Source organism: Bradyrhizobium sp. BR 1433 (assembly GCF_051547665.1).
Classification (GTDB): domain Bacteria; phylum Pseudomonadota; class Alphaproteobacteria; order Rhizobiales; family Xanthobacteraceae; genus Bradyrhizobium; species Bradyrhizobium australafricanum.
In genome coordinates, this window is record NZ_JBPUGG010000001.1 from 619,785 (window position 1) to 639,709 (window position 19,925).

The 19,925-nt window shown below is 64.5% G+C and carries 19 protein-coding genes and 1 pseudogene; 6 read left to right on the forward strand and 14 right to left on the reverse strand.

What is annotated here, in order from left to right:
* The first annotated feature begins 105 nt into the window (after positions 1–105).
* The gene (locus ACSKB9_RS03115; protein WP_028332032.1) at positions 106–804 is read left to right on the forward strand and encodes a ribonuclease activity regulator RraA; all 699 of its coding nucleotides are present in this window, start codon (positions 106–108) and stop codon (positions 802–804) included.
* A 23-nt stretch (positions 805–827) separates the two neighbouring features.
* On the forward strand, positions 828–1,232 hold the full coding sequence (locus ACSKB9_RS03120; RefSeq protein ID WP_016847553.1) for a (R)-mandelonitrile lyase: 405 nt from the start codon (positions 828–830) through the stop codon (positions 1,230–1,232).
* A 130-nt stretch (positions 1,233–1,362) separates the two neighbouring features.
* On the opposite strand, the gene ACSKB9_RS03125 is transcribed toward ACSKB9_RS03120, so the two are convergent.
* The 9 genes and pseudogenes from ACSKB9_RS03125 to ACSKB9_RS03165 all read right to left on the reverse strand — a co-directional run bounded on the left by ACSKB9_RS03125 (position 1,363) and on the right by ACSKB9_RS03165 (position 10,921).
* A complete protein-coding gene (locus ACSKB9_RS03125) occupies positions 1,363–2,202 on the reverse strand; it encodes a DUF2147 domain-containing protein (RefSeq protein WP_438071618.1) in 840 nt (279 codons plus the stop codon).
* 170 nt (positions 2,203–2,372) lie between these two features.
* Complete coding sequence (locus ACSKB9_RS03130; RefSeq protein WP_438071620.1) at positions 2,373–3,146, reverse strand: transporter substrate-binding domain-containing protein; 774 nt, start codon at positions 3,144–3,146, stop codon at positions 2,373–2,375.
* Positions 3,147–3,201: 55 nt separating this feature from the next.
* Positions 3,202–3,852, reverse strand: a complete 651-nt coding sequence (locus tag ACSKB9_RS03135; RefSeq protein WP_438071621.1) for a hypothetical protein — start codon at positions 3,850–3,852, stop codon at positions 3,202–3,204.
* A gap of 142 nt (positions 3,853–3,994) precedes the next feature.
* A complete protein-coding gene (locus ACSKB9_RS03140; protein ID WP_438071623.1) occupies positions 3,995–5,419 on the reverse strand; it encodes an amidase in 1,425 nt (474 codons plus the stop codon).
* Between the two features lie 69 nt (positions 5,420–5,488).
* Complete coding sequence (locus ACSKB9_RS03145; protein WP_438071624.1) at positions 5,489–6,478, reverse strand: hydroxyacid dehydrogenase; 990 nt, start codon at positions 6,476–6,478, stop codon at positions 5,489–5,491.
* Positions 6,479–6,507: 29 nt separating this feature from the next.
* The gene (locus tag ACSKB9_RS03150; RefSeq protein WP_438071626.1) at positions 6,508–7,608 is read right to left on the reverse strand and encodes an ABC transporter ATP-binding protein; all 1,101 of its coding nucleotides are present in this window, start codon (positions 7,606–7,608) and stop codon (positions 6,508–6,510) included.
* Between the two features lie 4 nt (positions 7,609–7,612).
* Positions 7,613–8,524 (reverse strand): carbohydrate ABC transporter permease, encoded by a 912-nt coding sequence (locus ACSKB9_RS03155; RefSeq protein WP_016847559.1) that lies wholly within the window; start codon positions 8,522–8,524, stop codon positions 7,613–7,615.
* On the reverse strand, positions 8,524–9,462 hold the full coding sequence (locus tag ACSKB9_RS03160) for a carbohydrate ABC transporter permease (protein ID WP_438071628.1): 939 nt from the start codon (positions 9,460–9,462) through the stop codon (positions 8,524–8,526). Before ACSKB9_RS03160 ends, ACSKB9_RS03155 begins: the two co-directional genes overlap by 1 nt.
* A 117-nt stretch (positions 9,463–9,579) precedes the next feature.
* A pseudogene (locus ACSKB9_RS03165) lies at positions 9,580–10,921 on the reverse strand (ABC transporter substrate-binding protein).
* Positions 10,922–11,375: 454 nt separating this feature from the next.
* Here ACSKB9_RS03165 and ACSKB9_RS03170 point away from each other — a divergent pair.
* Entirely contained in the window at positions 11,376–12,116 is a 741-nt protein-coding gene (locus ACSKB9_RS03170; RefSeq protein WP_438071629.1) for a Spy/CpxP family protein refolding chaperone, read from the forward strand.
* A gap of 305 nt (positions 12,117–12,421) precedes the next feature.
* On the opposite strand, the gene ACSKB9_RS03175 is transcribed toward ACSKB9_RS03170, so the two are convergent.
* Genes ACSKB9_RS03175 through ACSKB9_RS03185 form a run of 3 tightly spaced genes read right to left on the reverse strand, consistent with a single transcriptional unit; the run spans position 12,422 to position 15,453 of the window.
* A complete protein-coding gene (locus ACSKB9_RS03175; protein ID WP_141342398.1) occupies positions 12,422–12,823 on the reverse strand; it encodes a VOC family protein in 402 nt (133 codons plus the stop codon).
* 24 nt (positions 12,824–12,847) lie between these two features.
* Positions 12,848–14,035 (reverse strand): acyl-CoA dehydrogenase family protein, encoded by a 1,188-nt coding sequence (locus ACSKB9_RS03180; RefSeq protein WP_141342397.1) that lies wholly within the window; start codon positions 14,033–14,035, stop codon positions 12,848–12,850.
* An 11-nt stretch (positions 14,036–14,046) separates the two neighbouring features.
* Positions 14,047–15,453 (reverse strand): MFS transporter, encoded by a 1,407-nt coding sequence (locus ACSKB9_RS03185; RefSeq protein ID WP_092084732.1) that lies wholly within the window; start codon positions 15,451–15,453, stop codon positions 14,047–14,049.
* 219 nt (positions 15,454–15,672) lie between these two features.
* On the opposite strand from ACSKB9_RS03185, the gene ACSKB9_RS03190 reads away from it, so the two are divergent.
* Complete coding sequence (locus ACSKB9_RS03190; protein ID WP_249794477.1) at positions 15,673–15,969, forward strand: PilZ domain-containing protein; 297 nt, start codon at positions 15,673–15,675, stop codon at positions 15,967–15,969.
* An 85-nt stretch (positions 15,970–16,054) separates the two neighbouring features.
* Positions 16,055–16,786, forward strand: a complete 732-nt coding sequence (locus tag ACSKB9_RS03195; protein ID WP_438071632.1) for an adenylate/guanylate cyclase domain-containing protein — start codon at positions 16,055–16,057, stop codon at positions 16,784–16,786.
* 160 nt (positions 16,787–16,946) lie between these two features.
* On the opposite strand, the gene ACSKB9_RS03200 is transcribed toward ACSKB9_RS03195, so the two are convergent.
* On the reverse strand, positions 16,947–19,016 hold the full coding sequence (locus tag ACSKB9_RS03200) for an ATP-dependent helicase (RefSeq protein WP_438071634.1): 2,070 nt from the start codon (positions 19,014–19,016) through the stop codon (positions 16,947–16,949).
* A 112-nt stretch (positions 19,017–19,128) separates the two neighbouring features.
* Between ACSKB9_RS03200 and ACSKB9_RS03205 the strand changes: the two genes are divergently transcribed.
* Entirely contained in the window at positions 19,129–19,386 is a 258-nt protein-coding gene (locus ACSKB9_RS03205) for a hypothetical protein (protein WP_057018676.1), read from the forward strand.
* A gap of 173 nt (positions 19,387–19,559) precedes the next feature.
* On the opposite strand, the gene ACSKB9_RS03210 is transcribed toward ACSKB9_RS03205, so the two are convergent.
* Complete coding sequence (locus ACSKB9_RS03210; RefSeq protein ID WP_225164411.1) at positions 19,560–19,814, reverse strand: hypothetical protein; 255 nt, start codon at positions 19,812–19,814, stop codon at positions 19,560–19,562.
* Positions 19,815–19,925 lie beyond the last annotated feature (111 nt).

Consider the following 19,925-nt stretch of genomic DNA (forward strand, 5'->3'; position numbering starts at 1 on the left):
GCGATAAATTTGGATGATCGCAGCTTTTTCGCGCAGCCCTTGACGCAAGGCCTTTGCCCGGCAACATGCGCCGGTCTTTTCCTCCCATCGGAGCAAGCTTTCCAGATGTCACTGTCCGCCGAAGCGATCGCGACGCTGTCGCACGTGTCCACCGCCACCATCACCACCGTCCTGCTCAAGAAGGGCCTGCGCAACATCTGGATGCGCGGCACCAAGCCCTTGAAGCCCGGGCAGAAGCGGCTGGTCGGACCGGCCTTCACGCTGCGTTTCGTGCCGGCCCGTGAGGATCTGGCGACGCCGGAATCCTGGTCGTCGCCGATCTCGACCCGCACCGCGATCGAGGCGATGCCGGCGGGCTGCATTGCCGTGGTCGATGCCATGGGCATCACCGATGCCGGCATTTTCGGCGACATCCTCTGCGCCCGCATGGTCAAGCGCGGGGTGACGGCGCTGATCACCGACGGCGTGGTGCGCGACGTCGAGGGCGTGCTCGGCACCGGCCTGCCGGTGTGGTGCGACGGCTACGCGGCTCCGCCGTCAGTCGCAGGTCTGACCTTCGTCGGCTGGGGCGAACCGATCGGCTGCGGCGGCGTTGCCGTATTCCCGAACGACGTGGTGGTGGCCGACCAGGACGGCGCGGTGCTGATCCCGCAGGCGTTCCTCGATCACGTGCTGGCCGAGGGGCCAGAGCAGGAACGGATGGAAGCCTGGATCGTCAACGAGGTGAACAATGGCGCCCAGCTGCCCGGCCTGTATCCGATGAATGCCGAGACCAAGGCGCGCTACGCTGCGACCAAGAAATAACGTCGAGAAAGGGAGGTAACCCCATGGACATCCACGTTTCCGGCTCGCGGCCGACCCGCCGCGCGCCGAAGGAGAACTTTACCGGCACCGTGCTGCAGGACCCGATCAACATGGCGCCTGCGCCGGCGCGGCTCAACGCCTCGCGCGTCTCGTTCGAGCCCGGCGCACGCACCGCCTGGCACACCCATCCGCTCGGACAGACGCTGTATGTGATCTCGGGCATCGGGCGCGTGCAGGCCAAGGGCGGCCCGATCAGGGAGATCCGTCCCGGCGATGTCGTCTGGATTCCGCCGAACGAGAAGCACTGGCATGGGGCCTCGCCGGACAACAGCATGACCCATATCGCCATGCAGGAGGCGCTCGATGGCGTCTATTCGACCTGGATGGAGCACGTCACCGACGAGGAATACAACGGCAAGGTCGGCTGAGCAGCCGTAGCAGTCCGCAAGATGAAAGCCCCGCTTATCAGGCGGGGCTTTTGATTTTATGAGACCGTAGCCCGGCTGGAGCGGAGCGCAATCCGGGACGGTCTCACGCGCAGTGGGAAATCCCGGCCGATCAATTCACCCGCGTCCAGGTCTGGCCGCCGCAGAACATGCCGCCGAACGCACAGCCCTGGACGCGCAGCGTGTCCGGGCTCTTCATCGCGATGGTGGAATCGTAGGTGCTGCCGCTGTTCGGATCGAAGATGCGGCCGCTCCATTTGTCCTTGCCCGGCTTCATGTTGATCAGAACCTGTTCGCCGTTGGCGTTCGATTTCTTATCGACGGCGTAGCCACAGAGATTGGCACCACATTGCTCGATGCGGATTTTGCCCTCCTTCTCTTCGGTGAGCCAGACGCCGAGCGGCGAATTCGCTGCTTGCACGGGATTGGCGAGCGGCTTCGGCGCTGGAGCGCTCGGCGAGGCGGCACCAACCGTTGGAGCGGTGGTGGGCTTTGCGGCCGGCGCAGCAGTTTGCTGGACGGCTGGCGGCGCGGGCGGCGGCGATGTGGTCGCGGTTGTAGCTGAAGGCGGCGTGGCCGCAACACCCGTGCCGGCCGGATCTGTCGTTGTTGCGGCAGGCGCCGGCGGGACGACGGCCTGATCGGCGGCTGGCGGAGCAGCCGCTGCGGGCGCGCTGGGCGGCGCGGCCTGGGAATTCGTCTTAGTGTCCGACTTAATGTCCGACTTGGCGTCCGTGTTGGCTTCCTTCGGAGCCTTGCGCTTCTGCTCAGTGTCCTCGCTTTTGGTGCGCTTGGTACGGCGGGGAGTATTGTCGTAGACGCCGGGGATCGAAACCGTGCCGCGATTAGGATCGATTCGAATCGTGCGGCCGCCGTAATCGAATGTGTACTGCGCCTGCGCTGCGGCCGTGCTCGCCAGTACGAGCGTGGCGATCGCCAGTAGTTTTCTCATCCCGACCTCCGGTGCAGGGAACCCGTTCGCAAGGCTATCCGGTGACCACCTCGTTGAACGTGTCCCAGATCACGGTCAGAACATGAGTCGTATCCTCGCTGCCTAGGTTCAAATCGCTGGATTGCGGTCTGGTTTCAGGCCGTGCGCTTCAAGTGATGCGCGTGACGCAGCTATTCGAACCACGCGGCGTAGATCTTCGCGTAGCTGCCATCTTCGCGCGCGATGTGAAGCCATTGGTCGACGAAGGCCTTCAAGGCGACGTCGCGCTGCATCCAGTAGGCCTTTTCCGCGAAGTCGAACGGCTTGTCGGGATGCACGGCGCACAGCACGCCGGGATGCAGCTTCTGCTGATAGCGCGTCTCGGACGCATCGGTCATCATCAGGTCGGCGTCGCCCTTGGCGATCTCGTCGAAGATCTTGGTGTTGTCGTTGAAGACCCGGATCTCGGCGGTTTTCACATGGGCGCGCGCGAAGCGCTCATTGGTGCCGCCGGGATTGACGATGATTTGGGTGCCCGGTTTGTCGATCTCGGCGATCGTCTCAAACTTGCCCTTGTCGGCACAGCGCGCGATCGGCGTCTTGCCCTCGCGCATGATCGGCGTCGAGAACAGACCCTTCTTCTGCCGGTCGAAGGTGATGGAGACGCCGCCCATCGCGATGTCGAAATCGTCGGCCTCGAAATCCCTGGTCATCTGCGGCCACGACGTCGGCACGAACTCGACCTTGACGCCGAGCGCCTTGCCGAGTGACTGCGCCATGTCGACATCGAAGCCGCGGAAGGCCTTGGTCTCCTTGTCGAGATAGGTGAAGGGCAAATAGTCGCCGGTCATGCCGACGCGCAGGATGCCGCGCTTGACGATCTCATCGAGCCGGGACGGCGCCTGCTGCGCGTGCGCGGCGGACAGGAGCAAAGCGAGAGCGAGGCCGGCCAGCCAGCGAAACATCGAGGTCTTCTCCATCCGCATTTGATTGCGATGCCCGAAGGGCACGTATCGCGTCTCAGGCTTCGTTGCTGTCCTTGCTCACCTGAACGACGCTCGCAGTGCGGCTGAGCATTTCGTGCTTGAAATGCTCGAAACGCCGCCGCGCGTGGGCCTCGCGATCGTCGACGAATTTGATCGCGGCGTCCCGCTCCATCGGGCCGTTGACGAGCGGGGTCGATGCCTCGCCGACGGTCTCGTCGACATAATATTGGGCACCGTCCTGGCGCACCGTCCAGCGGAAGCGCAGCGCGGCCATCGGTCCCGGGCCGGACTTGGAATAGCCATTGGCCTCGATCGGTTGGGGCGGCGGCTGGATCGGCTCCGGCTCCACTTCCGGCTCGCTCGGCTCCGGTTCGCTTGGCTCCGGTTCGCCTGCTTCAGCTTTACCTGGCTCAGACTGTTCGACCAGTTCGGGATCCTCGATCGGCGGCGGCTCGACCGCCGTCTGCTCGGCAGGCGCGGCCTCGACGGACACGGCCGCGATGGACTCGACCTGGATGGACGGCGGCAAAGGCGGCGGCATCGCTATGGACGCCGGCGGCTCCGCTGCGGGCTCAACTGGCTTGTCCGCCGTCTTGTCGGTTGGTTTGGACGTCTCGGGAGGTGTGGTCGTCTGGTCGAGAATGCTCGCGATTGCGGCCAGCGCATTGTCGGTCGGGTCATTCACGGTTTGGTCTCCCAGGCTGACGGCGCGCGAAATCGTGCCGACGCACTCCCTATCTACCTGATCTGACTATCGTTTGTCAGCCCCGGCGGTTCTGGCGCGCAGTCGTGAGGCGAAGCGGGATCCGCCTCGCTTGAAAGCCTCGCTAGGCACAAACCGGCGGACGCCGGTCCTTCCAGGGGCGGACCTGTTCGAGCTGGCCGGCCAGGCGGAACAGTAGTCCTTCCTCGCCGAGCTTGGCCGCGAACATCATGCCGAGCGGCAGACCGGCCTTGTTCCAGGCCAGCGGCACCGACATCGCCGGCTGTCCGGACATGTTGAACATCGAGGTGCCCGGCATGTAGCGGCGCAGCACCGGCGCGATGTGGCCGAGGTCCTCGGACATCGTGTTCAGCTCGCCGAGGCGGAGCGGCGGCGCGCACAGCGTCGGGCTGAGGAAGATGTCGCAACCTTCGAAGAAGGTCGCAAGCGCGCGCGAGATCTGGAACGCTGCAAGCTGCGCGGCCACGTAGTCGGCCGGGTTCATCTTGGTCGCATTCTGGGCGCTGGCGAGCGTCAGCCGCTCGACATCGTCCGACGTCAGGGTGCGCCCAACGCGCTGCTCGAGCAGACGGATCGTCAGCGCCGTGTTGCCGCCGACGATGGTCGTCATGACCGCGGCGGGATCGGCCGCTAGCGGCGGCGCGCGCTCCTCGACGTGATGGCCGAGCCCCGCCAGCAGCTTGGCTATGTCGCGCACCGCCGCGGCGATCTCGGGATCGATCGCATCGCCATAGGGCGACTTGTCGGTGAAGCATATGCGCAAATGGCCGGGATCGCGGCCGACTTCCTGCGAGAACGGTCGCTCCGGCGGCGGCGCGACATAGAGGCTCGATGGCTCAGCGCCGTGGATCGCATCCATCATCACCGCGCTGTCGCGGACGCTGATGCTGAGCACATGGCCGACCGAGAAGCCGCCCCAGCCTTCGCCGCGATCGGGCCCGCAGGGGTTGCGGGCGCGCGTCGGCTTCATGCCGAACACGCCGGACGCGGAGGCGGGGATCCGGATCGACCCGCCGCCGTCGCTGGCATGCGCGACGGGCAGGATGCGGGCCGCGACCGCAGCCCCAGCGCCGCCGGACGAGCCGCCGGAGGAATGGTCGAGATTCCAGGGATTGCGGGTGGGGCCGAACAGGCGGGATTCGGTCGTCGGCATCAGGCCGAATTCCGGGCTCGAGCTCTTGCCGAAGATGGCAAGCCCGGCGTCGAGGAAGCGCTGGGCCAGCGTGCCGTTGTGATCGGCGACGAACTCCTTCAGCAGGCTGGCACCCGACGTGGTGCGTGTGCCCTCGAGCAGATCGAGGTCCTTCAGCAGGAACGGCACGCCGGTGAACGGGCCGTCAGGCAATCCCTTGGCGATCTGCCGTTCGGCGTAGTCGTAATGCTTGACGACGACAGCGTTGATCTTCGGATCGACGGCGGCGGTGCGTGCGATCGCCTCGCCGAGCAGCTCCTTCGGCGTCACGTCCTTGTTGCGGACGAGCTCGGCGAGACCGACCGCATCGTAGTTGCCGAATTCCTTGAAAGCCATGTGGGTACTCCGCGTCGCCGGGCCGATCCTTTCGGATCGGCCGCGGCGCAAACGAGGAAGGCTGAAAGCTCAGCCGAGGACGTCCTGGTTGATCACGTTCTGGCGCAGCGGATTGCCATCCAGCACGCTCAGGATATTGCGTGCGGTCTGCTCGCTCATGCGATCGACGGCCTCGACCGTGACGCCCGCGACGTGCGGCGCCATGATCACGTTGGGCAAAGCGTGCAGGGGCTGGCCGACCGGCGGTGGCTCGACCTCGAACACGTCGAGGCCGGCACCGGCGAGCTTGCCCGACACCAGCGCGTCGTGCAGCGCCGTCTCGTCGACGATGCCGCCGCGGGCGGTGTTGATGAGATAGGCGGTCGGCTTCATCAGCCTGATCCGCGCGGCGTTGAACAGCCCGACCGTTTCGGGATTCTTCGGGCAGTGGATCGTGACGAAATCCGCCCGCGGCAGCGCCGCTTCGAGGCTCGGCACGGCCTCGCAGCCGGCCGCGGTGATCTCGCTGGCGGGTTTATAGGGATCGTAGACCAGCACGTTCATTTCCATGGCGAGGCAGCGCTTGGCGGTGCGAGTGCCGATGCGGCCGAAGCCAACGATCAGGACGGTCTTGCCGTAGAGGTCGAACGGCAGCACGCCGAGCCGGCTCGCCCAGGTGCCGTCCTTGACCATCGTGTGCATTTCCTGCGCGCGCTTGGCCAGCGTCAGCATCATGAACACAGCTTGTTCGGCGACCGACGGCGAGTTCGCCGTGCCTGCGACCATCAGCGGCACCTTGCGGCGCGACAGCGCCGGAACGTCGACGGCGTCATAGCCGACACCGATCCGGGTCACCACCATCATGCCCTTGGACGCCTCCAGCTCCGCCTCGCCGAAGCGGGTTGCGCCGAGCGCCACGCCATGGACCGGCGCATGCTGCTCGAGCATGGTCTGAAAGTCCTTGGCGGAGATCAGGTTGGGAAATTCGATGAGTTCTACGTCATCCCGCTCGTTGAGGAGCACCCGTGCCCCCGGTGACAATGTCTGGGTGACGAAAATCTTCTTCTTGTTGGTGGCCATTTCCTGCCCTTGAGGTTTCTTGTGCGCCGTCAAAGGACGACGCCGGTCACCTCGTTTAGCAAATGCATATTGTTGAGGTCCACAGCCAATCGGAGCGGGCTGCCATCCTGCGCACCGGCATTGGGATTGACCCGGCCGCAGACCTGGGTGCCCTCCAGCGTGAAATAGACCAGGGTCTCCATCCCCATCGGCTCGGTGACGTCGAGCATCGCGTCGAACGGCTCGATGCCCGGTTCGGCATGCGGCCGCGCCTCCATGACGTGCTCGGGCCGGATGCCCAGCAACAGCTTGTCGGTGCGGGGGAGAGCCTGGTAGCGGGCGACGCGTGCCGGCGGCAGCGCGAAGGCGAGGCGATCGGTCAGCCGCACGTTGAGCTTGCCGCCGGTGTCCTCGAGCCGACAGGGCACGAAATTCATCGCGGGCGAGCCGATGAAGCTTGCGACGAACCGGGTCGCCGGCTTGTGGTAGAGCTCGTTGGGCGTGCCGATCTGCTCGATCCTGCCGTGATTCATCACCACGACGCGGTCGGCGAGCGTCATCGCCTCGACCTGGTCGTGGGTGACGTAGACGGTCGTGGTGCGGACCTTCTGGTGCACCTTCTTGATCTCGATCCGCATCTGCACGCGCAGCTTGGCGTCGAGGTTGGACAGCGGCTCGTCGAACAGGAACACCTTCGGATTGCGCACGATCGCCCGTCCCATCGCGACGCGCTGGCGCTGGCCGCCGGAAAGCTGCTTCGGCTTGCGGTCGATCAGATCGGTGATGTCGAGCATGCGGGCGGCCTCGGTGACCCGGCTCTTGATCTCCGCCTTGGGATAGTGCTTCAGCCGCAGACCGAACGACATGTTCTCGGCAACGGTCATATGCGGATAGAGCGCATAGTTCTGGAACACCATCGCGATGTCGCGGTCCTTCGGCGGCACGTCGTTGACGACGTCGCCGCCGATCATGATGTCGCCGTCGGAAATGTCCTCGAGGCCGGCGATCATCCGCAGCGTCGTCGACTTGCCACAGCCGCTCGGCCCGACCAGCACCACGAACTCATGGTCTGCGATATCAAGGTCGATGCCGCGCACCGCCTCGACCTCGTCGTAACGCTTCACAACCTTCCGCAAACTGACATCAGCCATAAGTTCAACCCTTTGTCGCACCGGCGGTCAGGCCGGCAATGTAGTAGTCCATCAGGAAGGCGTAAATGATCAGCGGCGGCGCGGCGCCGAGCAGGGCGCCGGTCATGATCTGTCCCCAGTTGAAGACGTCACCCTTGATCAGGGTCGTGATGATGCCGACCGGCAGCACCAGCTGATCGGTCGAGGTCGTGAACACCAGCGGATAGAGGAACTGAGCCCAGGAGACGGTGAAGGCAAAGATCGTGGCCGCGATCAGGCCGGGCAGCGCGACCGGGATGAAGATCCGGGTCAGCGTCTGGAACCAGCTCGCGCCGTCGATGATCGCCGCCTCGTCGAGCTCCTTCGGGATCGAGGCGAAATAGCCGATCATGATCCAGGTGCAGAACGGTACCGTCAGCGTCGGGTAGATGAACAGCAGCACGTACCAGCGATTGACCAGCTGGATGCCGGTCCAGTCGCCGAACACGGCGAACATCTTGAACAGCGGAATGAACAGCAGGCTGTCCGGAATGAGATAGGTGAGGAACACGCCGGTCGCGAGCGTCGCCGAGCCCCAGAATTTCATCCGCGCCAGCGCGAAGGCCGCCGGCACGCTGATCAGCATCGTGATGGTGACCACGATGATCGAGACCCAGGCCGAATTCCAGAAGAAGCGCAGGAACTGGTTCGAGGTCAGCAGCTCAATGTAGTTGCTGAGTGTCGGATGATAGACCCACCACGGATTGGTCGCGGCCGAGATCTCGGCGCTGCTCTTCAGCGAGGTGATCAGCATGTAGATCGGCGGCGTCAGCGAGAAGATCGCAAACAGCACCAGGAAGAAATAGGACCAGCGTAGCGCCCAGGCGCGGTCGCGGCTCATGCTTCCGTACTTGACCTTGCGGGTCGGTCCGGACTTGTCGATCGTCAGCGAGCTCATCAGGCTTCGTTCCCGCGTTTGGTGATGTCGCGCAGGATGAAGATCGCCGCGACCGCGAGGATCGGCACCATGAACAGCGAAACGCTGGCGCCGAGCGGCACATCACTGCCCTCGATGCCGACGCGGAACGCCCAGGTGGCGAAGATATGGGTGTGGTCGAGCGGCCCGCCCGCGGTCAGGATGCGCACGATGTCGAAATTGGCGAAGGTCACGATCAGCGAGAACAGCGTCGTGATCGCGATGATGTTGCGCATCATCGGCAGGGTCACGTACCAGATGCGTTGCCACCAATTGGCGCCGTCGATCGCGGCCGCCTCATAAAGCTGGTCGGGTACCGATTTCAACGCCGCCAGATACATGATCATGAAGAACGGCGCGCCGTACCAGACGTTGACAGCGATCACCGAGAAGCGCGCCCACATCGCATCGCCGGTCCACGGGATCGGCCCGATGCCGAAGAAGGAAAGCGTGTAGTTGAAGGCGCTGTAGGAGGGGTCGAACAGCCAGAGCCACGCCAGCGTGCTCATCGCCGGCGGGATTACCCATGGCACCAGCAGCATGCCGCGCCACTTGCGCTGCTTGTTGGCGGGTACGTTGTGCACGAAATGCGCGACGATGAAGCCGATCAGGGCTTTGAAGATCACCGCCGAGATCGCGAAAATGCAGGATTGCTTGACCACCAGCCAGAAGGTGTCGCGCTTGAACAGGAACTCGAAATTGCCGAACCCGACGAACTTCGTCATCGCCTTGTTCAGCGTTGCAAGGTGCAAGGAGTAGAGGGCTGGGTAGAGCACCAGGATCGCGATCAGGAGGATCAGCGGCAAGGTCATCAGGAACGCGGCCATCGACTTGCGCCGCAGCGCGTTGCGCAGGCCGACGCGCCTTCGTCCCGTCTGGGCAGCGGCTGCGCGGTTGGATTGGAATGCGACATCAACCATAACGCAGGTCCCTCGCGCGGGTTGGTTGCACAGCTCGCCGGTTCGGCGGCTGGGATGTGAAGACGGGACCTCGCGCCAGCCGACATTACGGGTGGTCGCGCGAGACCTCGCTTGTCGTCAGCTTCGCATGAAGCCTTCGCACTCGCCCTCGGCCCAGGCGAGCGTCTTTTCCATGCTTTCACCCTGGTAGTACCGCAGGCACATCTTGGTCAGCGTGGCCTGGAAGATAGATCTGCTGCGCGATCTTGGGCGGCGCGGGCGAGGCCGCAATCGACAGCGTCTGGTGCTTGTAGGGGTTCGGATAGTGGTAGAGCGTCCCCTTTGGCGGCGTTTGCTCCGCCCAGACCTTCAACGTCGTGAGCTTTTCGTAGGCCGGCAGGTCATAGCCACCGCTTGCGACCACCATCTTCTCGATCGATGCAGGTTGCGACAGGTGCGTCAGCAGGCTCTTGGCCGCCTCCTTGTTCTTCGAGAACGACCAGATCGACCAGAAGAACGGCAGATAGGGCGCGAAGCGTCCCTTCGGCCCGGCCGGGAACCCGTGCGTCCAGCACTGCTCGGCGACTTGCGGAGCATCGCGCTTGGCGACCGCCCACGCGCTCGGCGGATTCAGGATCATCGCGCCCTTGCCGGCGACCAGCCACTTGTTGTTGGAAGCGTCGTCCCATGCCGACACATCGGGCGGCAGGAAGGCGAGCAGCTTCTTGTAGTAGTCGAGGGCCTGGCGCACCGCGTCGGTCTTGACGGTGAGATTGCCCTTCGCATCGACCAGCTGCGCGCCGAACGACTGGAAGATCGCGCCGGCGGTGTCGACGCTGTCGCTGGTTTCGCCGAGGCCGATACCGAACGGGAATCCGGCCTTGTGGCAGGCTTCAGCCGCCTTGAGGAACGTATCGAGGGTCCAGTTATCGGCTTTCGGCTCGCTTCCGACCGGATACATCTCCTGCACGTCGATGTTGGCGTGTTTCTTCATCAGGTCGATGCGTGAGCAGGGACCCTTGATCTGGCTCCCGACGCTGGCGGGAACGCCGAGCCATTTGCCGCCGGCCTGGCCGAGATATTTCACCGTGCCGTTGACATCGCCGTTCAGCTTGAGGAGCGGATCCATGATGTCGTTGACCGGCTCGAGCAACTCGGCGTTGGCCTGCGGCCACCATGTCGGCATCTGGAAAATATCGTGACCGGATTTCGCCTGCGCCTCGGCGGCGATGGTGACGATGTTCTTGTTGCCCTGGCTGGTGATGTAGTCGATCTGGACCTCGACCTTCTCCTTGGCAGCCCATTCATTGACCAGCTCGGTGGACGCACTGTTCGCGCCGGGCACCCAGTGATCCCAGAAGCCCATCGAGAGCTTTCCGGCTGCATAGGCGCCACGCACGTAGGGGGCTGTAATCAGCGCGGCCGATGACAGCGCTGTCGCTGCGACGAATTCTCGGCGCGAGAGCTTCTTCCGTGACATGGCATTCCCTCCCTGGTAGCCGACGGACAAAAGACTTTTTGAATCCCGTTGTTCTTTTTTGTGCGTCGCGTTTGCGCGACGTCGCGGGATTGCGTTGAAACCGATCAGAACAGAATTGCCGGCATCTGTCGAGAAACGAGATGCTGATGCCAACTAGAACTAACGTTGTGGTCAAATAGCAGGCAGTGCCGTTCGCATCACTGCAGTTGCCGGCGGTTTGCCGTGCGTCTTGCGATCATGCTGCGACGCACGCGGGCGGCGACGCAGACAAGGTCGCAGACGGTGCGCCGTTGAGCCGCAGCTTTCCGGTCAAGCCTCAGCGAACTCTGTTCCGCCATGTTGATGCCCGGCGCGGCCGATAGACTTGCTGAAGCCGGAAACGCTAAAGTCCGGATTTGTCGAACCTACTCCCGCATCAATTCCGCAATCCACCACCGATCACGGAGACCCGATCATGCTCATCCCGGTAGCGAAGCTGCGCGCACAATGGAGATTGTGCGCCGCGGTTGGGGCCGCCACCGTCACGTTGCTCGCAGTGCCTCATATGGTCGATGCGCAGATCGTGCAGGGCGTCGAAAAGGGGGCGCGCGAGGGCAACAAGGCTGCCGGGCCGGTCGGCGGCGTTCTCGGCGGAGCCATCGGCGGCGTTGTCGGGGTGGTGACCGGCGTGACCGGGGTGTTGACCGGCAACAATGGCAACAACCCCAATGCCGGCAGCGGCAAGAACGCCCAGGGCGCGGCGGCCGGCGCCAAGGCCTCCAAGTCGGCCAAGGCCGCCGCCAAGGACAAGGGCGCGAAGCAAGCGCCGACCGTGCTGACCCAGGCCGGCGCGCCGCAGCTGACGGCCGAACAGATCGTCGCGAACAGCGACGCCGACATCGAACGGATCAAGAAGGAGCTCAACCTGACGCCGGAGCAGGAGAAGAATTGGGCCGGCTTCGATAGTGCGATGCACTATCTCGGCCACAACGGCGCCGACCAACTCAACCTGCGCATCGCGCGGGCGCAGCGCGATCCGCCGGATGACATCATCGAGCAGATGCGCAACGAGGCCCAGTTCCTCAATGACCGGGCGGTCGATCAGCGCGGCGTGGCCGACGCCGCCGAGCCGCTGTTTGCCAGCCTCGACGACAAGCAGAAACAAATCTTCATCAACGAAATGGTCCGCCTGAGCCACGAACGCGGGCTCGACTGAGGAAATCTCGCCGGCCAAGTGGGGACGAATAGCCGGGCCACCAAGCCCTGGGGTAGGTTAAAGGCGCAGCACCCGGCTATTCTGCCGCAGCGGCGCGGCCCGGTTAATTCGTCATTCAATGTTGAAGAAAAACGGACCGGATCACGCCCGAGTGATGGCCGAGTCAGGGCCTTGTCGGGAACCATCCACAGCGCCTGAGGCCAGCGCGGATTGAGCCGTCAAAGACCGGGACATCGGCGCGGCAAAGCGACGATGTCCTTCGGACGGCTCTGCCCGGCAATCAGCGATCCGCAAAACGCCGGCGCTTAGCTCTTCGGGAAGTTCAGCTCCACACCGACGCCGTCGGGATCGTAGAGGAATATCTGGGTGTCACCGGTGCGCGGCACGATCTGCTCACGGAAGGTGACGTTCTTCGACTGCAGGCGCTTGCGCACGGCTTCGACGTCGCTGGCGGCAAAGGCGATATGGTCGAGGCGGCCGGTGTCCTCATATTTCTTCTCGGTGCCGCGCACCACGATGCCGTCGCGGGGCTTGCGGGTGCCCATCAGATGGACGGTGGCCTGACCGCCGGAATAGAGCCAGTAGCCGGGGAAATCGAGCGGCGGCCGTTCGCCGTTCTCAAGCCCGAGCACATCGCAATAGAACGCCTTGGTCTTCTCCAGATCCTGCGGCTCGATGGTGTAATGCTGTAGTCCACCCAATGGCATGGTTCTTCTCCTTGAGAAATCGGGTTAAACGAAGCTGAGGTCGGCATCGACGCCCAGCATCCAGGCGCCGACCGTCTCGAAATGACTGAAGCGGCCCTGCAATTGCTGCGTCACGGTGTGGATGTCGCGGAAGCGCCGCTCCAGCGGATGGCCGTCGAAGATCGCGGTGGCGCCGGCGGTGTTGTAGGCGAAATCGACCGCCTCCCGCGCCTTGTGGATGGCATGCGTGGCCGCCATCCGGATCGTCATGCGCTGTGCCACCGTGATGCTGTGGCCGGCAACCAGATCCTTCCAGATGTCGGCCATCGACTGCAGCAGGAAGGCGCGGGCGGCGCGCAGATTGACCTCGGCCTGGGCGAGGCCGGACTGCACCACGGCATTGTCCCGCAGCGTCTTCTTCATGCCGCGCGGCACCTTGTTGCGGGCGACGTCGACGAAATTGTCGAGCGCGCTGCGGGCAATGCCGCAGGCGACCCCGGCAAAGCCGATCTGGTAGCAGGTGTGGTTGCTCATCCGGTACAGCGGGCCGTCCTCGCGGCACTCGCGGTCGAATTCGCGGGTGATCGAATGGTCCGCGCGGACGAAGAAATCGTCGAGCGCGAACTGGTCGCTGGCGGTACCGCGCAATCCGACCGTGTTCCAGATGTCGGTCCATGCGACGTCTTCGGTCCGCACCAGCATGGTGCGCTCGACCTGCTCGCCATTGGCATCCCGGCGCGGCGAGCCGTCCGCGGCATAGACCGGGCAGTGCGCGCCGAGCCAGGTGGCGTGCCGCCCGCCCGAGGCAAACGACCAGACCCCGGTGACGCGGTAGCCGCCCTCGCACTCGATCGCCTTGACCTTCGGGCCGGGGCCCCAGGCCAGCACGGCACGCGGGTCGGCAAACACTTCCTGCGCGACCGGCAGGTCGAGATAGGCCGCCGACATCGCGCAGCCGCCGGCCTGGCTCAGGCACCACGCCGTCGAGGCATCCGCCTTGGCGATGGTCTCGATGGCATGGAAGAAGGTGACGGGATCGGTCTCGATCCCGTTGCTTGAACGCGGCAGCAGCAAGCGGAACAGCCGCGCCTCATGCAGCCGGTCGAGCAGGTCGGGCGGCAGGCGGCGCGTCGTTTCAATATCGTTGGAGGCGGCCGCCACCGCGTCCCTGATCGCCTCGGCGCGGGCGATCACGTCGCGATCACCGATAAGGTCCGCAGCAGTCACATTCATGTTCGCCTCCCTCAGGCGCGCCGGATCGTTGCGGAGGCCGCGACATCGGCCGTCGCGTTGAGCTCCTTGTCGATCTGCTCGATCGATTTGCCCCGGGTCTCGAGCCCGAAGAACAAATAGACGGCCCCCGCCATCAGGAACCAGCAGCCGAGATAGACAAAGGCGGTCGGGATCTGGGTCAGTGGCACATCGGGCTTGAGGTAGTTGTTCGAACCGACGATCAGCGCAAGCCCGACCGGCCCGATGATCTTGCCAATGCCGCCGAAGCCATAGGCCGACCCCATCCCCGTGGTGCGCAGATGCGACGGCCAGACCTCAGCCGCGTAGGGACCGACGATCGCAAAGCCGCCGTCGGCGAAGAAGAAGGCGGCGGCCAGCAGCAGCCAGAACGCCGACATGCCGAACAAAGTCGCATCGTAGTGGTAGCCGGCAATGATCGTCAGCGCGCCGGCGCCGAAGCCGAGCAGGCCGCCGGCAACACGCCGTCCGAGCAGTTCAGAGAACCAGGAGAACGAGATGCGGCCGAGGAAGCCGGTGATGCTGAGCAGGATCATCATCTTGGCGGCTTCCTGCGGCGTCACCTTCAGCAGCAGCACGAACAGTGCGGGCGCCCATAGCGTGATGCCGTAGACGCCGGTTTGCGCGCCGGCATTGCCGAGCCAGGAGACGATCAGGCTGCGCGGATATTTGAACAGATCGAACCAGCTCGTCGTGACGATCGGACCGGCGTCGGCCGCGCTCGGCAGCGGCAGCTCCGACGGCGGCACCTGCAGCGCCCAGGCCAGCGACTTGCGGGCTTCGTCATAGCGTCCTTGCCGGCACAGCCAGCGCGGCGACTCCGGAACCCAGATCCGGACCAGCAGCACCAGGACCGACGGCAGCACGCCGATCGCAAACAACAGCCGCCACTGATCGGTTCCCATGACGGCTCCGAGCACGGCGCCGAGGCCGACGCCGAGCGGGATCACGCAGGTGACGAGGCCGCCGACCCAGCCGCGCTTGTGCGAGGGCATGAACTCCTGCACCAGCGGCAGGTCGACACAATAAAGACCGCCAACGCCGGTGCCGACGAAGAAGCGCAGGATCGCCAGATAGACCCAGCCGTTATCGGGCGTGAAATAGAGCAGGCCGGTCGCGATCGAGAAGTTCAGCACCGTGCCGATGAAGACGATACGTCGACCGACCCGGTCGGCGAGCCAGCCCCAGAGGTAGGCGCCAAGGATGGCGCCGATGCCGGAACTCATCAGCACGGTGGCCGACTGGCCGAAGGTGAGCTTCCATGGTCCGATCAGGAACGCGAGCACGAAGCCGATCAGGAAGTAGTCGAAGAATTCCAGCGCATCGCCGATGATGGCCGCCGCAAGGATCTTGATCTGGTTGCCGGTCAGAGTCGTCCGGCGATCGAGAATCTCGAACATGGCGCGTCTCCCCATGGCGCCTGTTCATTGTTCCCCGGAGCGTGCGTTGCGCCAGCGCATCGCCCATAGGATGAGGCTATCCTCGCGCCAGCGCGAACGACAAGCCCGCGCCGACGCGGGGCTCATCTGCATTGTCGCGATAAGCGGTTCGGCGTACTGCTGCGCACAAATGGTGGTGCGAAAGCCCGATGCGAGCCGCCGGAGCCGTTGACTCCTGCAATGCCGATCGCCCACGTTTGCGTGAAGAACATTTGGGGAGGCCGGGTGGACGAAAAGCGTAAGCATCCGCGAACCGAGGTCAATGAACCCGGCTATGTCTCGTCGGGCGGTTCGGTCATGCATTGCACGATCGTGAACATCTCGCCGGAAGGGGCGGCCATCGAGGTCGAGAATCCGGCCTTCGTCCCACACAGATTCCGGCTGGTGATGGCCCGCGACGCCTCTGTCGTCTATGAGTGTCAGGTGATCTGGAGCAAGAAGACGCGAATTGGAGTGAGTTTCGTGGCGACCGCCTGAGCGCGGCAATCTCGATTGGGGACGCCCATGAACCAGCATGCCAAGGAGCCCGGGTTTCGTTGCTGGAACAGCAGGTGATCCGCCGATGACTCCGGAACCTGCAACGATCTGCCTTGGCTGCTGGCAAAATCTGCATATGCCGATCCCGTTGCGCGGTCCCTTGGCGGCGCCGTTCCGTCTGTTCGGCGTCCGGCCGAGCCGCATGAACCCGAACACATGCACGATCTGCGAGATGGCCTTCTCGAAGATCATGAAGGCGCGCGCCGTGACCATCGACGCCACCATCCTGTTCGCCGATCTGCGCGGCTACACCACGCTGACGCAGACCATCGCGCAGGATGGGCTGACCTCGCTGCTCGACGCGTTCTACGACGACTGCGCCGCCGCGATCTGGCGCTATGACGGCATCCTCAACAAGACCATCGGCGATGCCGTGTTCGCGATCTTCAATTTCCCGGTGCGGCGCGACGATCATGCCGTGCAGGCCTTGCTCGCGGCGCGCCAGATCCAGCGCAGTTTTCGCGACAGGCACGATGCGCTGGTGCGGGCGATCGGCGCCGGCGACATCGAGATCGGCATCGGAATCGGAATGGATAGCGGTGACACCAATTTCGGTGAGTTCGGCCAGGCCCACCGCGACCTGACGGCAGTCGGCACGGTGGTCAATCGCGCGGCACGCGTGCAGGCGGCCGCCAGGTCAGGCGAGATCCTTGTGACGACGGCCGTGCGGGATCGAACCCGCGACATGATCACGGCAGCCGGTGCCGATTACACCCTGAAGGGCTTCGACCAGCCCGTCACATTATTTCCTGCGTGAATTGGCTTTCGCGTGAATTGACGCGGCGCAAAAAAAGACGGCTCGAGCGTGCAACTGCGCGCCGAAGCCGTCGGGGATGGTCGTTTGCCGATTACGAACGCCGCCTCAACGCAAGGTCGGCGGCTTGGTTCCAGCCCGGATGAAAAGCTTCGAACCGGCGTCAGCGCCACATGCCGCGCATCCGGGCGCCGATGTCGATCGGCGGCGCGCGGTTGGCCGCGGGTGCCTGCGCGGCCGCGGCGCGCGGCCAGGTGGTCCGCTCGAACATCGGCAGCAGTCGTTCCGGGATGAAGCGGGTGCGCGAGGCATACATGTGGCGGTCGCCCTTGGCCGCCTGGCCGTGGACGAAGAAGCGCTGCGGTACCAGCAGATGCAGATCGTCCTTGGCGCGGGTCATCGCGACATAGAGCAGGCGGCGCTCCTCCTCGAGTTCGGCCGACGTGCCGGCGCCGAGGTCGGAGGGCATGCAGCCATCGACGACATTGAGCACATAGACGGATTTCCATTCCTGGCCCTTGGCGGAATGGACCGTCGACAGGATCAGATAATCCTCATCGAGCAGCGGCACGCCAGCCTGGTCGCTGGTCGCATCGGGTGGATCGAGCGTGAGCTCGGTGAGAAAACGCTCGCGTGACGGGTAGCCGGCGGCGATCTGCTCGAGCTGAATGAGATCGGCGCGGCGTACCTCGCTGTCCTCGTGGATGCGATCGAGATGCGGTTCGTACCAAAGGCGGGCGCGTTCGATGTCGACGGGCCATTCCGAGTAGCGGAGGTTCTCGATGGCCTCCACGAACAGCCGCCAGTCCGCACCGGCGCGGGGCGGAGCGGGCAGTGCGACGAGCGCAGCAATCGGATCGGCGGCCTCGGTCATGCGGTCGAGCACCCGCTGCGCCGAGGTCGGTCCGACGCCGGGCAACAGATGCAGGATGCGAAAACCTGCAACCCGGTCGCGTGGATTGGCGGCGAAGCGCAGCAGCGCCAGCATGTCCTTGACATGCGCTGCGTCGAGGAATTTGAGGCCGCCGAATTTCACGAACGGAATGTTGCGGCGGGTCAGTTCGACCTCCAGCGGTCCGCTGTGCGAGGAGGTGCGGAACAGCACCGCCTGGTGCTTCAACAGGGTGCCTTCCTCGCGATTGGCCAGCACCTGCTCGACGATGTAACGGGCCTGATCGGCCTCGTCGCGGATCGTGACGAGCAGCGGCTTGCGGGTCGAGGTCCGGTCGGTCCACAGGTTCTTGGTGAAGCGTTCCTTGGCGAGCGAGATCACGCCATTGGCGGCCGACAGGATCGGCTGCGTCGAGCGATAGTTGCGGTCGAGCGTGACGATCTCGGCGGCCGGGCTGAACTGGGCCGGGAAGTCGAGGATGTTGCGCACGGTGGCGGCGCGGAACGAATAGATCGACTGCGCGTCGTCGCCGACCACGGCGAGCCCGCGTCCCGCGGGCTTGAGTGCGAGCAGGATCGAGGACTGCAGGCGGTTAGTGTCCTGATATTCGTCGACCATCACATGGTCGAAGCGGCCGCCGATCTCCTCGGCCAGCGCAGTGTCCGTCACCATCTGCGCCCAGTAGAGCAGGAGGTTGTCGTAATCGAGCACGTTCTGCCGCTGCTTGGCTTCGACATAGGCCCCGAACAGCTGTTTCAATTCACTGGCCCAGCCGGAGCACCATGGGAAGAACTGGCCGAGCACGGCTTCGATCGGCATCTCCGCGTTCACGCAGCGCGAATAGATCGCAACGCAGGTACCCTTGGTGGGGAACCGGCTTTCGGTGCGGGAGAACCCGAGATCGTGGCGGACCAGATTGATCAGGTCGGCGGAATCCTCGCGGTCATGGATCGTGAAGGCCGGGTCGAGGCCGATACGCTCGGCGAATTCGCGCAGCAGCCGCGCGCCGATGCCGTGGAACGTGCCGGCCCAACTCAGCGCGTCGGTCATGACCGAGGCGCGATCGCCGAGCACGCGGCGCGCAATGCGCTCGACGCGGCCGGCCATCTCGGCGGCGGCGCGCCGCGAAAAGGTCATCAACAGGATGCGGCGCGGATCGGCGCCAGCGACGATCAGATGCGCGACGCGATGGGCGAGGGTGTTGGTCTTGCCGGACCCCGCGCCCGCGATCACCAACAGCGGCGCGCCGATGATGCAATCCTTGCCGACCCCGTGCTCGACAGCGCGGCGCTGCTCGGCATTGAGCGCATCGAGATAGGCTGTGTTGGCAAGATCAGTCACGAATCACCCCCACGAAACGCTAACAGACATTGCGATTCATTGGGGCCGACGCGCCGAGGCGGACGCAGAGAAATTAGATTGACATTAACGCGGCGCGGCGCACAACCCCGCCATGGGTGACGTATCCAAATCCGACACGCCGCTGAAGGCGACGTTCAAGGTGCGGCTGAACGGCGAGACGGTGACGCTCGCGACCGTCGGCCAGGCCTATAGCTTCATCAGCAATCTCAGCGCCGTCGAATGGATGGAGTTCCGCTCGCTGCATGACGAGGCATTGGTTGCGCTCGAGAGAGCGGCCGGTAACGCCATGCTGACGGTGCAAGCGACCAACGCGTTGCGGATGCTGTTCGTCCGCGCGAAACTGCTTTGAAAAGAAAATGAGCCGCCTTGGTGTTCCATTGGCCCTCCAAGGCGGCCCGAGAGTGCGGCTGAAGCGCATTGCGCACCCGGCCGTCGCGTGTACCGCCGTTACCTTGTTTGCGGCCATAACGAACAGCGCCTTACGCAACCACCGCCGATTCGGCTGTAGCCGCGGCACCACAATCACGGGCCAACGTCATCGACCAGGCGGTCATACACGAGCGCAGACCGGAGGTTCATGGTTGCGATCTTCAGATAGCCCGGCTCGCGCATGGCGTTGTTGAACATCATGATCGCCGTCTTCCAGTAGCCGCGCTCGCGCTGATCCAGGTTCAGCGCGGACAGGTAGTCCGCGGCGTCGCCGACCGTCGCGAGCGTTCGCCCGTCCTTCAGCGTAATCGGGAACGCAAGCGGCGACCGCTTCTCCAGCTCCAGCACGTCAGGCTCCCCCAGGACCAAGCAGCAATAAGACAAAGCAGCAATACCAGGAACAGACCTAGCTGCGCCGCTATATCAAAGCCTTAAGGGGACGTCCGGCCTGGCTGGAGC

Excerpts from the sequence above, each read along its gene's own strand:
- ACSKB9_RS03115 (WP_028332032.1), top strand. The coding sequence starts at position 106 with ATGTCACTGTCCGCCGAAGCGATCGCGACGCTGTCGCACGTGTCCACC.
- ACSKB9_RS03120 (WP_016847553.1), top strand. The coding sequence starts at position 828 with ATGGACATCCACGTTTCCGGCTCGCGGCCGACCCGCCGCGCGCCGAAG.
- ACSKB9_RS03125 (WP_438071618.1), bottom strand. The coding sequence starts at position 2,202 with ATGAGAAAACTACTGGCGATCGCCACGCTCGTACTGGCGAGCACGGCC.
- ACSKB9_RS03130 (WP_438071620.1), bottom strand. The coding sequence starts at position 3,146 with ATGTTTCGCTGGCTGGCCGGCCTCGCTCTCGCTTTGCTCCTGTCCGCC.
- ACSKB9_RS03140 (WP_438071623.1), bottom strand. The coding sequence starts at position 5,419 with ATGGCTTTCAAGGAATTCGGCAACTACGATGCGGTCGGTCTCGCCGAG.
- ACSKB9_RS03145 (WP_438071624.1), bottom strand. The coding sequence starts at position 6,478 with ATGGCCACCAACAAGAAGAAGATTTTCGTCACCCAGACATTGTCACCG.
- ACSKB9_RS03150 (WP_438071626.1), bottom strand. The coding sequence starts at position 7,608 with ATGGCTGATGTCAGTTTGCGGAAGGTTGTGAAGCGTTACGACGAGGTC.
- ACSKB9_RS03155 (WP_016847559.1), bottom strand. The coding sequence starts at position 8,524 with ATGAGCTCGCTGACGATCGACAAGTCCGGACCGACCCGCAAGGTCAAG.
- ACSKB9_RS03160 (WP_438071628.1), bottom strand. The coding sequence starts at position 9,462 with ATGGTTGATGTCGCATTCCAATCCAACCGCGCAGCCGCTGCCCAGACG.
- ACSKB9_RS03170 (WP_438071629.1), top strand. The coding sequence starts at position 11,376 with ATGCTCATCCCGGTAGCGAAGCTGCGCGCACAATGGAGATTGTGCGCC.
- ACSKB9_RS03175 (WP_141342398.1), bottom strand. The coding sequence starts at position 12,823 with ATGCCATTGGGTGGACTACAGCATTACACCATCGAGCCGCAGGATCTG.
- ACSKB9_RS03180 (WP_141342397.1), bottom strand. The coding sequence starts at position 14,035 with ATGAATGTGACTGCTGCGGACCTTATCGGTGATCGCGACGTGATCGCC.
- ACSKB9_RS03185 (WP_092084732.1), bottom strand. The coding sequence starts at position 15,453 with ATGTTCGAGATTCTCGATCGCCGGACGACTCTGACCGGCAACCAGATC.
- ACSKB9_RS03190 (WP_249794477.1), top strand. The coding sequence starts at position 15,673 with ATGCCGATCGCCCACGTTTGCGTGAAGAACATTTGGGGAGGCCGGGTG.
- ACSKB9_RS03195 (WP_438071632.1), top strand. The coding sequence starts at position 16,055 with ATGACTCCGGAACCTGCAACGATCTGCCTTGGCTGCTGGCAAAATCTG.
- ACSKB9_RS03205 (WP_057018676.1), top strand. The coding sequence starts at position 19,129 with ATGGGTGACGTATCCAAATCCGACACGCCGCTGAAGGCGACGTTCAAG.